Annotated in this window: 13 protein-coding genes; 4 read left to right on the plus strand and 9 right to left on the minus strand. The window is 68.6% G+C overall.

Annotated features, from left to right (window positions below; all coding sequences use genetic code 11):
- The first annotated feature begins 66 nt into the window (after window positions 1–66).
- From ACTJKH_RS10815 to ACTJKH_RS10825, 3 genes are all read left to right on the plus strand, one after another.
- Window positions 67–2607: an MMPL family transporter gene (locus ACTJKH_RS10815; RefSeq protein ID WP_440736904.1), complete on the plus strand. Its 2541-nt coding sequence runs from the start codon at window positions 67–69 to the stop codon at window positions 2605–2607.
- A 111-nt stretch (window positions 2608–2718) separates the two neighbouring features.
- The gene (locus ACTJKH_RS10820; protein WP_440736905.1) at window positions 2719–3042 is read left to right on the plus strand and encodes a cupin domain-containing protein; all 324 of its coding nucleotides are present in this window, start codon (window positions 2719–2721) and stop codon (window positions 3040–3042) included.
- A 277-nt stretch (window positions 3043–3319) separates the two neighbouring features.
- Window positions 3320–3670 carry a TraR/DksA family transcriptional regulator gene (locus tag ACTJKH_RS10825; protein WP_440736906.1) on the plus strand — a complete coding sequence of 117 codons (351 nt, stop codon included), beginning with the start codon at window positions 3320–3322 and terminating at the stop codon, window positions 3668–3670.
- Window positions 3671–3681: 11 nt separating this feature from the next.
- Here ACTJKH_RS10825 and ACTJKH_RS10830 read toward each other — a convergent pair whose 3' ends face one another.
- The 7 genes from ACTJKH_RS10830 to ACTJKH_RS10860 all read right to left on the minus strand — a co-directional run bounded on the left by ACTJKH_RS10830 (window position 3682) and on the right by ACTJKH_RS10860 (window position 12405).
- Window positions 3682–4773, minus strand: coding sequence for a tartrate dehydrogenase (locus ACTJKH_RS10830; RefSeq protein WP_440736907.1), 1092 nt, complete (start codon window positions 4771–4773; stop codon window positions 3682–3684).
- A 46-nt stretch (window positions 4774–4819) separates the two neighbouring features.
- A complete protein-coding gene (locus ACTJKH_RS10835) occupies window positions 4820–5836 on the minus strand; it encodes an ABC transporter ATP-binding protein (protein ID WP_440736908.1) in 1017 nt (338 codons plus the stop codon).
- Window positions 5833–6840 carry an ABC transporter ATP-binding protein gene (locus ACTJKH_RS10840; RefSeq protein WP_440736909.1) on the minus strand — a complete coding sequence of 336 codons (1008 nt, stop codon included), beginning with the start codon at window positions 6838–6840 and terminating at the stop codon, window positions 5833–5835. Before ACTJKH_RS10840 ends, ACTJKH_RS10835 begins: the two co-directional genes overlap by 4 nt.
- Complete coding sequence (locus tag ACTJKH_RS10845; RefSeq protein WP_440736910.1) at window positions 6837–7739, minus strand: ABC transporter permease; 903 nt, start codon at window positions 7737–7739, stop codon at window positions 6837–6839. The genes ACTJKH_RS10840 and ACTJKH_RS10845 overlap by 4 nt, the downstream gene beginning before the upstream one ends.
- Window positions 7736–8701, minus strand: a complete 966-nt coding sequence (locus tag ACTJKH_RS10850; RefSeq protein ID WP_440736911.1) for an ABC transporter permease — start codon at window positions 8699–8701, stop codon at window positions 7736–7738. The genes ACTJKH_RS10845 and ACTJKH_RS10850 overlap by 4 nt, the downstream gene beginning before the upstream one ends.
- Before the next feature lie 40 nt (window positions 8702–8741).
- Window positions 8742–10442 (minus strand): ABC transporter family substrate-binding protein, encoded by a 1701-nt coding sequence (locus ACTJKH_RS10855; protein ID WP_440736912.1) that lies wholly within the window; start codon window positions 10440–10442, stop codon window positions 8742–8744.
- Window positions 10443–10572: 130 nt separating this feature from the next.
- Window positions 10573–12405 carry an alpha/beta hydrolase family protein gene (locus ACTJKH_RS10860; RefSeq protein ID WP_440736913.1) on the minus strand — a complete coding sequence of 611 codons (1833 nt, stop codon included), beginning with the start codon at window positions 12403–12405 and terminating at the stop codon, window positions 10573–10575.
- A 167-nt stretch (window positions 12406–12572) separates the two neighbouring features.
- On the opposite strand from ACTJKH_RS10860, the gene ACTJKH_RS10865 reads away from it, so the two are divergent.
- On the plus strand, window positions 12573–13289 hold the full coding sequence (locus tag ACTJKH_RS10865) for a TetR/AcrR family transcriptional regulator (RefSeq protein WP_440736914.1): 717 nt from the start codon (window positions 12573–12575) through the stop codon (window positions 13287–13289).
- Window positions 13290–13388: 99 nt separating this feature from the next.
- Here ACTJKH_RS10865 and ACTJKH_RS10870 read toward each other — a convergent pair whose 3' ends face one another.
- Together ACTJKH_RS10870 and ACTJKH_RS10875 are read right to left on the minus strand one after the other, a co-directional pair.
- Window positions 13389–14489 (minus strand): M20 family metallopeptidase, encoded by a 1101-nt coding sequence (locus ACTJKH_RS10870; RefSeq protein WP_440736915.1) that lies wholly within the window; start codon window positions 14487–14489, stop codon window positions 13389–13391.
- Window positions 14486–15370: an alpha/beta fold hydrolase gene (locus ACTJKH_RS10875; RefSeq protein WP_440736916.1), complete on the minus strand. Its 885-nt coding sequence runs from the start codon at window positions 15368–15370 to the stop codon at window positions 14486–14488. Before ACTJKH_RS10875 ends, ACTJKH_RS10870 begins: the two co-directional genes overlap by 4 nt.
- Between the last annotated feature and the right edge of the window lie 68 nt (window positions 15371–15438).

Below are 15438 nucleotides of genomic sequence, written 5' to 3' on the forward strand. Positions count from 1 at the left end.
TTCAGGATAACCACAGAACTCTAGACGAGACGCACCGTATGATCAGTTCGTCTGAAGGAGATCGTCTTGGCATCACTGCTCTACCGTCTGGGTTCTTTCGCTGCGCGCAAGGCGTGGACGGTGATCGTCTCGTGGGTCATCATCCTCGGCCTGGGCGTCGGCGCGTTCCTCACGCTCGGCGGCACGCTGAGCAACAGCTTCGACATCCCGGGTACCGCGTCCGGGGCTGTGACCGATCAGCTCGCCGATAAGCTGCCCGACACCGCCGGGGGCACGGGAACCGTGGTCTATCAGACGGACGACGGCTCGGCCTTCACCGAGCAGCAGAAGCAGGAGATCTCGAAGCTCGCCGCGAGCGCCGAAGACCTCGACGGCGTCGCCTCGGTCATCGACCCGTTCGATGCGCAGGAGCAGCAGGCAACGCAGGCGCAGGATCTCGCCGATGGCAAGGACGAGATCGAAGGCGGCCGTGCACAGCTCGACGCCGGTCAGGCGCAGCTCGACGATGGGCGCACTCAGCTCGACGCCGGTCTCGACCAGCTGACGACCGCCCGGTCGCAGGCCGAAGCAGGCGGTGCTCCCTCCGAGCAGCTCGCTGCGCTCGATGCTCAGATCGCCGATCTCAACGCCCAGCTCGCCGGCCTCGACGCACAGCAGAAGAAGATCGACGAGTCGCGCACAGAGCTCGAGGAGAACTCCGAGAAGGTCGAACTCGGCTCGACGCTGCTCGACCTGACGAACGGCATCGGCGTCGTGTCCGACGACGGTTCGACGGCGATCGTCAACGTCTCATTCGAAGACCCCCGTCTCGAACTCTCCGAAGAGGTCAAGCAGGGAACGATCGACCACTTCGAGTCCTCGCCGATCGACGGCGTCGAGGTGAACTTCGGCACCGACATCGCCCAGGGCGTGCCCGAGATCTTCGGCGTCGGAGAAGCGATCGGCCTCGCGTTCGCGGCCGTCGTGCTGATCGTGATGCTCGGAACGCTCATCGGCGCGGCCCTGCCGATCGTGACGGCGATCGTCGGCGTGGGCGTCGGCGTGACCGCATCCCTCGCCTTCTCCGGCGTCGTCGACATGGCATCCGTCACCCCGGTGCTCGGCGTCATGCTGGGCCTCGCCGTGGGCATCGACTACTCGCTCTTCATCGTCAACCGACACCGCAAGCAGCTGCTCAACGGTGTTCCGGTGCGGGAATCCATCGGGCTCGCCACGGGCACCTCGGGTACCGCCGTCGTGTTCGCAGGCACCACGGTGATCGTCGCGCTGCTCGCGCTCAATGTGACGGGTGTGCCGTTCCTCGGACTCATGGGAACCGTCGGCGCGGTCTGCGTCGCCGTCGCGGTGCTCGTCGCGATCACTCTCGCTCCTGCGATCCTCGGACTCGTCGGCACCCGCCTGCTCAGCGGCAAGGCCCGCGCCACGATCGGTCAGCCGCACGCGGCAGGCAAGCCCGTGAAGCGGATGTCGACTCTGCGCGCGATCGTCACCGCCCTCGTCAGCATCATCGCCCTGCTGATCATCGCGATCCCGTCGATGTCGATGCGCCTCGGACTCCCCGACGGCGCCAGTGAGCCCTCGGACTCCACGAGCTACCGCGCGTTCCACGCCGTCGACGAGCAGTTCGGCGAAGGGGCGAACGGTCCGCTGCTCGTCACAGCCACCCTCGACGACGCGGTGAGCGACGACGACCTGCTCGCCACGCAGGTCGAGATCGCCCAGAAGATCGCCGACCAGGATGACGTCGTGGCTGTCGCTCCGATCGCGACGTCCGACGACAACACACTGCTCGCGTTCCAGGTGCTTCCGGCCGAAGGCCCGAACAGCTCGTCGACAGAGAAGCTCGTGCAGGACATCCGCGCCCTGCCCCAGCTCGACGGCGGCATCACGCTCGGCGTGGCCGGTCAGGCGGCGATCAACATCGACATCTCCGAGGCCCTCGCGGGCGTCCTGCCGCTCTACCTCGTGGTCGTCGTCGGACTCTCGCTGCTCATCATGATCGTCGTGTTCCGCTCACTGCTCGTGCCGATCATCGCGACCGGTGGCTTCGTGCTGTCGCTGTTCGCGACGTACGGCCTGATCGTCGCCGTGTTCCAGTGGGGCTGGGCGGCAGACCTCATCGGCCTGCACAGCACGGGGCCGATCCTGAGCTTCCTGCCGGTCATCCTCGTCGGCATCCTGTTCGGACTCGCGATGGACTACCAGCTCTTCCTCGCCTCGGGGATGCGCGAAGCGTATGTGCACGGAGCCTCGGCACGGGATGCCGTCGCCCAGGGCTTCCGCGCCGGCCGCTCGGTCGTCATCGCCGCCGCGCTCATCATGGTGTCGGTCTTCGGCGGGTTCATCTTCTCGGAGTCGACCATCATCCGCTCGATCGGGTTCGGCCTCGCCTTCGGCGTGCTGCTCGATGCCTTCGTCGTGCGGATGTTGCTCATGCCCGCGCTCATGCACCTGCTCGGCCGGTCGGCCTGGTGGCTGCCGCGCTGGCTCGACCGCATCCTGCCCAACGTCGACATGGAGGGTGCCGCCCTCGAGCGCGACCACCCCGGCGTGCGGACCGACACGGTTCAGGTCATGCCGAGCTCGGGGACGACCGAGACACGCTGACCGGCGCCCGGCCCGCCGGCTCGACGTGCGCCTCTTCCACGAGAGAGCGCACGGCGTGCGCCTCTTCCGTGCCGAGGCTGCCGTCGGTAGCCTCGGCCGCAAGGAGGCACCATGACCGTCGCACCCATCGACGTGGCCCTCGACGCGAACATCGAGGGTCACCTCATCGGATCGCCCGTGAGCATCATCCGCGAGTTCACCTCGGCCGTCGGCAGCGGGCCGCGGTTGCACCGGCATCCGTACGTCGAGACCTTCGTGATCCATCGAGGCCGCGCGCTCTTCACCGTGGGCGACCAACAGGTCGTCGGGGCCGGAGGGCAGGTGCTGGTGGTTCCGGCGCTCGTCGACCACCGATTCGAGGTGCTCGACGGCGGCACGTACGAGGCCACCCACATCCATGCGAGCGACCGCTTCATCACGGAGTGGCTCGAGTAACCGCTCACTCAACTTCCATATGGCTGAGCGGATCCCGGATGGCTGAGCGGGCTACGGCGATTCGCCCGCCACCTGGGGATCCACCAGCCGGGTGAACCAGCAAGAGAACGCACAGATGCACGCGCATACGACGGATGCGGGCCGAAGTGCCGGATTCTCAGCATGCGGGTGTGTTCTCAGCATGCGGGTGTGTTCTCAGCATGCGGGTGTGTTCTCGATATGCGGGTGTGTTTGGGTCACGGTGCCCGATGTCGGAACCGCGGCCTAGAGTGTGCGGATGACGTCGGATGCCCGCTCCCGCCTCGAATCGCTGCGTACCCTCGCGAGCGAGCGGGTCGCCACGACAGCGGCCGCCCTCGCCGAGCTCATGCACGACCGCGAGGGCTCCAACGACGACGACGAGCACGATCCCGAGGGCGTCACGCTCTCGTCGGAATGGTCACGCCTGACGGGGCTCGCCGAGGCGGCGGCATCCGAGCTCCAGCAGGTCGACGACGCGATCGCACGACTGGATGCCGGCACCTACGGGGTCTGCGCGAACTGCGGCCGACCGATCCCCACCGCGCGCCTCGAGGTCCGCCCGTTCGCCACGCACTGCGTCGCCTGCGCCGAGAAGCTCGGCCTCTGATCCGGAGCCCGCTACCCGGCGACGACCTCCGCGATCGCCGTCCCCAGCTCGACGGTCGTGGCGGTTCCGCCGAGGTCGGGGGTGAAGGGCGCAGCATCCGCTCCTCGGCTGAGGACGTCTTCGATCGCGCCGAGCACGGCGGCTCCGGCATCCGGGTGTCCGAGGTGCTCGAGCATCATCGCACCGCACCAGATCTGACCGATCGGGTTCGCGATGCCCTTGCCGGCGATGTCGGGCGCCGAGCCGTGCACGGGCTCGAACAGGCTGGGGAACAGACCCTCCGGGTTGATGTTGGCGCTCGGCGCGATGCCGATCGTGCCGGTGCAGGCCGGCCCGAGGTCGCTGAGGATGTCGCCGAACAGGTTGCTCGCCACGACCACGTCGAACCAATCGGGGTGCAGCACGAAGTTGGCCGTGAGGATGTCGATGTGGAACTGATCGCGCCGCACCTCGGGGTAGTCGGCGGCGATCGTGGCGACCCGCTCGTCCCAGTACGGCATCGAGATCGAGATGCCGTTGCTCTTGGTCGCGGAGGTGAGGTGACCACCATCCTGCCCGCCCCGCTTCTGCGCCAGGTCGAAGGCGTACCGCAGCACCCGGTCGACGCCCGTGCGGGTCATGACCGTCTCCTGCAGCACGAACTCCCGCTCGGTGCCCTCGAACATGCGACCGCCGATCGACGAGTACTCGCCCTCGGTGTTCTCGCGCACGACGTAGAAGTCGATGTCTCCGGGCTCCCGACCGGCGAGCGGCGAGACGACTCCGGGCATGAGGCGGCACGGCCTCAGGTTCACGTACTGATCGAACGCGCGCCGGAACTGGATGAGGCTGCCCCAGAGGCTCACATGATCGGGCACGACATCGGGCCAGCCGACGGCGCCGAAGTAGATGGCGTCGAATCCCCGAAGCACCTCGAACCAGTCATCCGGCAGCATCTGCCCGTGCTTCTGCCAGTACGCAGCACTCGCGAAGTCGAACTCCTCGACCTCGAGGGCGATGTCGAAGCGGGATGCCGCGGCGCGAAGCACCCGCAGCCCCTCGGGCATCACCTCGGTGCCGATGCCGTCGCCGGCGATCACGGCGATGCGGTGCGTGGTGGTCATGGGGTTCCTTCCGGATACGAACAGCGACGACAGAGAAGAGAGCTCCTCAGAGCACGTCCCGCTCGGCGGGGTGGTGGCAGGCGACCCCGTGGGTGTCGCCGTGATCGACGAGCAGGGGCACGACCTCGGCGCACACCTCGGTGGCCTTCCAGCAGCGTGTGCGGAAGCGGCATCCCGATGGCGGCGAGACCGGACTCGGCACATCGCCGGTGAGCACGATGCGCTCGCGCGCCCGCTCGGCTCGGGGGTCGGGCACGGGGATCGCCGACAGCAGCGCCTGGGTGTACGGATGCAGCGGCCGCTCGTACAGCTCATCGACGGGCCCCTGCTCGACGAGCTTGCCGAGGTACATGACGCCGACCCGGTCGCTCAGATGCCGCACGACCGAGAGGTCGTGCGCGATGAAGAGGTAGGTGAGACCGAGGTCGCGCTGCAGGTCGTCGAGCAGGTTGAGCACTCCGGCCTGCACGCTCACATCCAGCGCGCTGACCGGCTCGTCGAGCACGATGACCTCGGGTTCGACGGCGAGCGCCCGCGCGATGCCGAGCCTCTGGCGCTGACCACCCGAGAACTCGTGCGGAAAGCGGTCGGCGTGGGCGGGGTTCAATCCGACCTGGGCCAGCAGCTCTTCGACGCGGCGCTCGTGATGGCCGCGGTGCAACCCGTGGATCACGAGCGGTTCGGTGAGCGTCGCCCGCACGGACTTGCGCGGGTTGAGCGACGCATAGGGGTCTTGGAAGACGAACTGCACCCGGCGACGCAGCGCCCGCAGCCGCCCGCCCTCGAGGGTCGTGATGTCGTCGTCGCCGAGCCTGATCGTGCCGCCGTCACTGGACTGCAGTCGCGCGACGCTGCGTCCGAGCGACGACTTGCCGCACCCGGATTCGCCCACGAGACCGAACGTCTGGCCGGCGCCGATCGACAGACTCACGTCCGACACGGCCTGCACGATGTCGCGTGTGCGACCGAACAGGCCGCCGCCGACCCGGTACTCCTTGACCAGGCCTTCGACGGTCAGTCCCGTGCCCCCTCGCACGACCTCGCTCACGACGCGATCCCTCATGACACGACCTCCTTCTGCCACTCGTCGACTCGCACGCACGCGGCCGTATGCCCGGCACTCACTTCGACGGGCGGCGGCACCGCGGCATCGCAGAGACCCGCGACCGCATGGGCGCAACGCGGTGCGAAGCGGCATCCGCTGGGCCACGCCGTCGCCACCGGCGGCTGACCTGCGATCTGATAGAGCCGCTCGTCGCGCGACGAGCGGCGGTCGAGCCGCGGCAGCGAGGCGAGCAGCCCCGCCGTGTACGGATGCGCGGTCTCGTAGAACAGCGGGTCGACGTCGGCGGTCTCGACCAGCCCGCCCGCGTACATCACGAGCACCCGGTCGGCGGTGCCGGCGACGACGCCGAGATCGTGGGTGATGAGCAGCACGGTCGTGCCGGTGCGCCGCTGCACCTCGCGCAGCACCTCGAGCACCTGCGCCTGCACCGTGACGTCGAGGGCCGTGGTCGGTTCGTCGGCGATCAGCAGGTCGGGCTCGTTCGCGATGCTCATCGCGATCATCACGCGCTGGCGCATACCTCCCGAGAACTCGTGCGGAAAGCGATCGACCCGCAGTTCGGGAGACGGGATGCCGACGACGTCGAGCAGCTCGATCGCCCGCGCCCTGCACTCGGCCGCCGTCGACTCGGGGCGGTGAACCCGTACCGCCTCGATCAGCTGCTCGCCCACGCGCATGACGGGGTTCAACGCCGTCAGAGCGTCTTGGAAGACGATCGCGATGTCCTTGCCGCGGATCTCGCGCAGCTCGGCATCCGAGAGCCCGACGAGCTCTCGCCCCCGCAACTTGATCGATCCGGTGACGACCGCCTTCTTCGGCAGCAGCCCCATGATCGCCATCGCGGTCATCGACTTGCCCGACCCGGATTCGCCGACGATGCCGACGGTCTCTCCGGTGCGCAGCACGAACGACACACCTTCGACGGCTCGCGCCAGCCCGGCATCCGTCGGGAAGCTGATCGTGACGTCGACGACCTCGAGGAGGATCTCTGCGGTGCTCATAGGTTCTTCCCCTGCGGGTCGAGGGCGTCGCGCAGACCGTCACCGATGAAGTTGACGCACAGCACCGTGACGAGGATGAACAGGCCGGGGAAGTACAGCAGGTACACCTGGGGCGTACCCACATACCCAGCCGCCTGGCTGAGCATCGAGCCCCAGCTGGTCTGCGGCGGCTGCACGCCGAAGCCGAGGAAGCTCAGGGTCGACTCGGCGATGATCGACGAGGCGACGGCGAGACTCATCGCCACGACGATGACGCCGGCGAGGTTCGGCAGCAGGTGCGACACGACGATGCGGAAGCCGGATGCTCCGATGCCGCGCGCCGCGTCGATGAAGTCCTTCTCGCGGAGCGACAGCACCTGGGCGCGCACGACGCGGGCGATGTAGGTCCACCCGAGTGCCGTCAGCGCGAACACGATCGTCGTCGGCGACGCCCCGAGCCCCTGCAGGATCACCGCGAGTAGCGCGATGGCCGGGACGATGAGGAACAGGTCGGTGATGCGCATGATGAGCTCGCCCACCCAGCCGCCGACGTATCCGGCGATGGCCCCGAGGGTTGTGCCGACGACCGTCGCCAGGAGTGCGACGGCGAGGCCGATCGCGAGCGAGATCTGCCCCGCGAAGAGGATCTCGCTCAGGTAGTCGCGGCCGAGTTCGTCGGTGCCGAGCCAGTGCTCCCCCGACGGCGGCGTCGGGCCGAGCAGCAGGTCCTGCTGGCCCTGCGGGTAGGGCGCGATCCATCCGGCGCCGAAGCACGCGATCAGCAGGATGCTCAGCACGATGAGACTCGTCACTGCGAGCCGGTGATGAAGGAACCCCTTGATGAGCTGACGGGTGGGCGCCTTCTGCGGATCCTGCTCGGCGAGGATCTCCTCGCGCCCGGCGATGCCTGCACCGCTCATGACAGTCTCACTCTCGGGTCGAGCACCGCATACGCGATGTCGGCGATCAGGTTGCAGAGCACGACCGCGATGGCGACCACGATCATCCAGGGGAGCAGCACGTAGACGTCACCGGCGACGAGCGACTGCAGGAACAGCCGCCCCATGCCAGGGATCGCGAAGATTTGCTCGGTGACGACGAGGCCGCCGATGAGGATCGCCGCATCGAGCGCGACGACCGTGACGAACGGCGCCATCGAGTTGCGCACCGCGTGCCTCCAGATCACCTGGCGACGCGGCACCCCCTTGGCCCTCGCGGTGCGCACGTAGTCGCTCGACAGGGCATCGAGCATCGCCGCGCGCCCGAACCGGCTCCACGAGGCGACCAGCGCGATCATGAGGGCGGCGACCGGCAGGATCAGGTGCCGGATGTAGTCGAGAACCCCGGTCTCACCCGGCGAGTGCAGTCCGATGAAGAAGAGCGGCGGCTCGCTGAGACCGAACGCCTCTTTGGGCCACACCGCGAAGGTCTGGATGAGGATGAGTCCGAACCAGAACGCCGGCATCGCGATGCCGATGTACGAGGCACCCGTGAGCAGGTTGTCGCCGAGCGAGTACTGGCGGACGGCCGAGTAGACGCTGATGCCGCCGGCGATGAGCACCGCGATGATCAGCCCCCAGAAGGCGAGCTGCAGCGTCGGCCAGAGCGCGTCGCCGATCAGCGGCAGCACCGCGGTTCCGGTGCGGGTGCTCAGCCCCCAGTCGCCGACGACCAGCGAACGCAGCCACAGGAAGTACTGCTCGGGGATCGAGCGGTCCAGGCCCAGTCGCTCGATCTCGCGGGCGATCACGGCGGGGTCGTGCGCCTGGCGGAGCTTGGCGAGCGGATCGAACGTCGCCCGCACCGCCCAGAACAGGATGAACGAGGCGACGAGGATCACCGGGATCGAGTACAGCACCCGTCGTGTGATGAAGGTGATCATGTCGCCTCGTTCCTGTCCTGCGTTGGCTGCCCGGCCCGGCTCAGCCGGCCAGGCCCCACTCGGCCAGGTTCCAGAACGGACCCTCGACCGGGTTGATCTGCAGCGGGCCGCCGACCGTGTCGCTCCACAGGAGCACGTTGGGCACGGCATCCAGCGGCAGCGACGGCACGTTCTCGGCGATCAGGGCGTCGGCCTCGTGCGACACCGCGATGCGGGCATCCGGATCGACCTCGCTGTCGACCTGACCGAGGAGATCGTCGAGGCCTTCGATGTCGGTGCGGTAGAAGTTGATGCCGGAGTAGCCGTTCGCCTCGCTCGGAATGTTGACCGACGAGAACGTCGAGCTGAGCGTGGGGTCCGGGAACGTGTCGACCAGCGCCCAGAGGCCCGCCTGGAAATCACCCTGCGGGGCGATCATGCCGAACAGGTCGGCCGGGGTCACCTGGTCGATGGTCATCTCGAATCCCGCATCCGCGAGCTGCGACTGCAGCACCTGCACGGTGAGGTCTCGGCGCTTGTTGCCGGCGAGGGTCTTGATCGAGAACGTCGCCGTCTCTCCGCCCTTCGCCCAGACGCCGTCGGAGTTTTTCGACCAGCCGTCGCCCTCCATCAGCTCGTCGACCTTGTCGAGGTCGAGCGAGTACTCCGAGAAGTCGTCGGCCGCGAACGGGGCGACCATCGGCGAGTTGAAGCTCTGCTGCGCCTCGTCGATGCCGAGACTGCCGAACAGGCGCTTCACGATCGCGTCGCGATCGATCGAGTAGGCGAACGCCTGGCGCACGGCGACCGAGTCGAACGGCGCTGCCGAGTTGTTCAGCCAGATCGCCTCGAGGTTGCCGCTGCGGGCATCGACCTGCGACTGGATGCCGGGAAGCCCCGCCTCGATCTGGTTCAGCGCGTCGAGCTGCGGCGACGGGTAGAGCGCGCTCACCTGGCCGCTCTTGAGAGCCTGGAACGCCGCGGTGGTGTCGGGGAGGAAGAGGAAGGTCACCTTGTCGAGGTGCGGCTTCTCGCCCCAGTAGTTCTCGTTCGGGACGAGCGTGACCGAGGTGCCGCGGGTCCATTCGTCGATCTTCCACGGGCCGCCGCTGAAGTCGTAGCCGTCGGCCATCAGCGCGTTGCGGTCCTGGCCCTCGAGCAGGTGCGCCGGCATGATGCCGTAGACGCTGAACAGGGTGCGCCATCCGGCGTAGGGCGAGCTCAGCGTGACGACGGCGGTGGCCGGGTCGGTCGCGTCGATCGAGGCGATGCGGTCGTAGCCGGTCTTGTCGAAGATGTCGTCGCCGTCGCGGATCTGCAGGGCCGTGTATTCGAAGTCGGCCGAGGTGATCGGCTCGCCGTCGGACCACACCGCATCCGGGTTGATCGAGTAGGTGATGGTCTGGGTGCCGTCATCGGCGACCTCGACCTCGGGCTCGCCGGTGACGAGGTCCGAGGGCACAGGCACCCATTCGTCATCGACCTGCCGCGTCTGGAACACACCGGGCAGCGTCGGGATCTGCATGATGTACGTGCCCCAGATCGAGCCGCCGCAGGTGGCGATCCAGTCGGCGCAGTCGGGCTCCTGCTCGGCGCCGATCACGATCTCGCCGCCGTCGACGACCGCGACCTCGCTGGGCTCCGGTGTGGTCCCGGAAGACGAGCAGGCGGTGAGCGAACCGACGAGCGCGGCAACGGTGAGGGCGCCGATGAGCCCACGACGGGAGGCGGGTACAACAGTGCGAAGGGGCGATTTCGACATGGTCGGATCTCCTGTGATCGGGCTACTGAGGGACAGTTCGGGAGTGCTGTCGTGCTGTGGTGGTCTGACTCTAGAACTGACCCGGAAAGATAGCAAGCCTTTTAGTCAATGTTCGTGACTAGAGGCGAGATCAGTGATCCCAGCGGTCCCCCGAGAGCGTCCGCAGAGCGAGCTCATGCATGCGCCGCTGGTCGATCGCGGCAGCCTCGAGACCCGTGGGCTCATGGCCGCCCTCGAAGATGTCGAGCACGACGTCGCCGCCGCGCGCCGCCAGCTCGTCGACGTAGCGCTGCACCCCGATGATGGGCGTTCTCGTGTCGATGGATCCCTGGTTGATCCAGACGGATGCCGTCACGTCCTCGAGGTACGAGATCGCCGAGAAGCGCTCGACCATCTCGGGCGGCACCCACGAGCTCCACACCGAACGCACGGCCGGGTTCATCGCCGCGATCGCGGCCGACCAGTCGGCGACGGCGACGTGCGCGAGCCCTCCGGCGAACAGGTCGGGCAGTCGCCCCACGCTCAGCAGAGTCATGTGACCGCCGTACGAGGCGCCGGTGATGAAGGTCGAGGCCGGGTCGGCGAGCCCCTGCCCGCGCAGCCAGGCGATCGCCGCCGCGACATCCTCGATCTCGCGATCGCCTCCCGCTCCCCAGAACCCCTCCCGGAACGCGCGCCCGAACGTCACCGAGCCGCGGTAGTTGAGTGAGGCGTAGGCGAAGCCGGCATCCAGCCACGCCTGCGCCGACGGGTTGTACGCGTCGACGGTGACGAGCATCGGTCCGCCGTGGATCTCGAGCACCGTGCCCCGCGGGTCGACCCCCTCGGGTCGCGCCCACCAGAGCTGCACACGCGTGCCGTCTGCGCTCTCGACCATGGCCGAGGCGAGCGGATGCCCGGCGGGCACCGGTGCGGGTTCGATCAGAGTCCTGGCGCTGCCGTCTCTGCCGATCTCCTCGATGCGCAGCGGAACGTCCCACGACGAGCGGACCGCCCGAATAGCACCGTCGGGCGCGTAGTACGACGCCCACTGGAACGGATGCACATCGGCGACGTCGGGGTCGGCGAAGCTGCCGCCCTCGGCCACCACGCGGGCGGTTCCGTCGCGCTCCTGGATCTCGAGCAGGCGATGGATGCCGTCGTCGACGTGCACCGCGAGGATCCTGCCCGTCGCCGAGTGCCAGTCGACGGGGATCACCTCTCCGGCGAGCTCGGGCAGGTCGAAGTCCTGGCGTTCGCCCGTGCGGACGTTCCAGATCGCAGGGCGTGCGAAGCCGCTGCGCTCGGTGTTCAGCAGCAGGCGGTCATCGCCCGCATCCGACGCGAATCGCACGCCGCGCAGAGGACCGGCCGGGAGGTCGTCGAGCGTCGCGACGCTCTCACCGGTCGCCCCGTCGACGACCGTGAGCAGCGGGCGACGGATGCCGGGGTTGTGAGCCGTCGTGTCGACCGAGATCAGCGAGCCGTCGGGGGAGATCTGGCCGTACCAGGCCTCGATCGGGTTCGAGTAGACGACTCGGGGCTCACCCCAGGGTGCCGCCGGGATGACGAGCACGTGAAAGCCGTCTTCATCGACGACTGTCGCGACGATCGCCGATCCGTCGTACGACGATTCGAGCCCACGCAGCACAGAGGGTGCGCGACCGGGCGTGAGAGCGATGCGCTCCGATCCGTCGACCGCGAAGGCGACCAGACCGCCGACCTCCGAGCCACCCTCATCATCGAGGTCGATCACCCACTGCCCGTCGGCGGTGAGGATCGCGCCGACGCTCACCGGGAACGGCAGCAGCTCGCTCGGCTCGGCGGGAGCCCGCCAGACGCGACCGCGGGCGCCGTCGGGGTGGTTCTCGACCAGCAGCGCCAGGTCCGCCTCGCCCGGCACCGGCCGCACCGTGAGGAGGGAGGGCACGGCGAATCGCGCATCGAGCACCTCGTCGGACGGAACTGCGGGGACCTCGAGCATCCTGACTCCTTCTGACCACGTTGCCAATGGCGTTGACTATAACAGTGGCTATCCCGCACCGCCAGAGCTTGTCGCATTGTCGATGCCCCTGACAGACTGGCTGACAGCGGTGAGGTACCGTGATGTCTGCGCGGCCGCACGGCCGCGACCTGCGAACGGAGTTCTCGATGGCGACGACACGGAAGGCCACGGAATCGGCGAAGGCGAAGGCCCCGGCGAAGGCATCCGCGCGTCCGCGGCGAGCGCGCGATTCGCTGAGCCGCGAGATCATCGTCGCCGCCGCCGACCGCGTGGTCGAGCGCGAGGGCCTCGACCGTCTGACCTTCCAGTCGATCGGTGAGGAGCTCGGCGCGCACCCGACATCGATCTACCGGCACTTCCGCGACAAGGACGAACTGCTCCTCGCGCTCATCGACACGCTGCGCGCCCGGTCTTACAGCGGCGGCATGGTGGCGACCGACGACTGGCTCGCCGATCTGCGCACCCAGGCGCACCTGATCCACGACCACTACATGCGGTACCCCGAGTTCGCCCTGCAGATGGCTCTGCGACGCCCGACCGACTTCGCGTCGATGGAGTTCTCGATCGGCGCACTGCGACGCGGCGGCTACGACCAGATGCAGGCGGCTCTCTACGCGCGGGCGCTGGGCCAGCTCATCCGCTCGGCCTCCAGCATCCAGGCCGCCCTCACCGCGTTGCCCGCCGACGTGCAGGATGCCGATGAGCTGACCTGGCAGATGGACTACCGCCGGCTCGATCCCGCCGAGTACCCCGAGATCGCCTGGGCGGGCGACGCGCTTCCCGGCATCCGGGATCCTCGCGCGTGGGAGACCGCGCTCGACCTGCTGCTCGAGAGCATCGAACGGCACGCGCCGGGGGCCTGACTCCCGCTGCGCCGCCGCCCGGGCTCGCGTCGTGAGCGCGCTCACTCGGGCGCCCCCGAGGCCCGCGCGCTGCCCGAGCTCGAGAACGGATGCTGCGCGTCAGCCCTCGCGAACGCCGACGAGGTCGTCGAGCATGCCGGCGAGCAGGTCGACCCGTTCGTGCATCGACGCGATCGACACCCATTCGTGATCGGCGTGTGCTCCGGCGCCTCGCGGACCGAGTCCGTCGAGAGTGCGGGCGCCGACCGCGGCGGTGAAGTTGCCGTCGGATGCCCCTCCAGCCGACACCGCCTCGACCTCGGGGTGGCCCAGCGCATCCGCGACCCGGCGAGCGCAGGCCAACAGCTCGGCCGACACGCTCTCTTCCATCGGCGGGCGGTTGATGCCGCCGAACACCTCGACGCTGACGTCGTCGGTGTGAGCCCCGAGCGAGTGCATCCGCTCGTCGACGCGCTCGAGTTCATCGAGGGTCCACGCGCGCACGTCGACCCGCAGCTCTGCGTGCTCGGGAATCACGTTGGTCACGGTTCCGGCCTGCGCCACGGTCGGGCTCACGGTAGTCCCCCGCTCGTCGTCGGCGAGCTGCGGCAGCGCCAGCACCTGGTGCGCGAGCTCGGCCAGGGCACTGCGCCCCTTCCAGGGCTCGAGTCCTGCGTGGGCCGCGCGCCCGGTGATCGCCAGTCGATAGATGCTGCCGCCGCGGCGCGCGATCTTGAGCGCACCGTCGAGGCTGGGCTCGAGCACCAGCACGGTGCCTGCCCGTGCGGCCTCGCGTTCGATCAGCGCACGTGAGGTGGTCGAGCCGACCTCCTCATCGCTCGTGAGCAGCACCGCGATCTCCCGAGGTCGCGCGACCTTCTCGAGCGCGGCCGCCATGATCACGATGCCCGCCTTCATGTCGAAGACCCCCGGCCCCGTGGCGCGGTCACCCTCGAGGCGGAACGGGCGCTCGGCGATCGTGCCCGCGGGGAACACGGTGTCCAGGTGCCCGATCAGCAGCACCGAGGGCGCATCACCACCCGGCCAGAGCAGATGAGGGATGCCGTCGACGGTCTCGATCACGCCCTTCTCGCCGAGCACGGGCTCGAGCCAGGAGCGCACGAGTCCCTGCGCGGCGGCGATGCCCTCCGCATCCCCGGTCGGCGTCTCGATCGTGACGAGTTCGGCGAGGCGTTCAGTCTCGCGATCCCGGCGCGTCACGACGCCACCTCCGCGCTCGCGAGGAACCTTCGAAGGGCCGCGGCCGTCGGTTCCGGCGCCTCTTCGGCGAGGTAGTGGTCGGCGTCGATCGCCTCCCCGCTGATCTGCTCGGCATACTGCGACCACGTCTCGACCACGTCGAAGTTGCGGCCGACGTAGCTGTGCTCACCCCACAGCGCGAGCACGGGGCATCCGATGCGGTGCCCGTCCGCCCGATCGGCGCGGTCATGATCGAGGTCGATCGTCGCGGCGGCGCGATAGTCGGCCCCCGACGCATGCACGGTGTCGAGGTCGAAGCACCGCAGGTACTCGTCGTACGCCTCGGGCAGAGCATCGCCGTCATGCCGGCGGCCGGTGAAGCGGCTGCGCAGCCAGGTCTCGCGATCCGCACCGATCAGCGCCTCCGGCAGACCATCCGAGCGGGAGAGGAAGAACCAGTGGAAGTACGCCGTCGCCATCTCGCGGTCGACGTTCTCGAACATGTGCAGCGTGGGAACGATGTCGAGCACGGCGAGGGCGGTGACGGCATCCGGATGATCCAGCGCCAGTCGGTGCCCGACGCGGGCTCCCCTGTCGTGCCCGATCACGGCGAACCGCTCGTGCCCCAGCTCGCGCATGAGGGCGAACTGATCGCCGGCCATGTCGCGCTTGGCATAGGAGGCACTGCGCGGTTTGGCCGAGTCACCGTAGCCGCGCAGGTCCGCCGCGACGACGGTGCGGTCTTCACCGAGGGCTGCGGCGACCGCGTTCCACATTGCCTTCGTCTCGGGGTAGCCGTGCAGCAGCAGCACAGCGGGCCCCGAGCCGCGAACCTCGGCCGCGATCTCGATGCCGTCGCAGTCCACCGTGATCGATGCCGGCGTGCGGGAATGGGTCATCATCGTCCAACTCTCGGAACTCAACGCGCAAGTCAATTGCATTGACTATATCAATGACAAGGGATTTGGGA

The sequence above is a fragment of the Microbacterium sp. 22215 genome (assembly GCF_052045655.1).
Classification (GTDB): domain Bacteria; phylum Actinomycetota; class Actinomycetes; order Actinomycetales; family Microbacteriaceae; genus Microbacterium; species Microbacterium phyllosphaerae.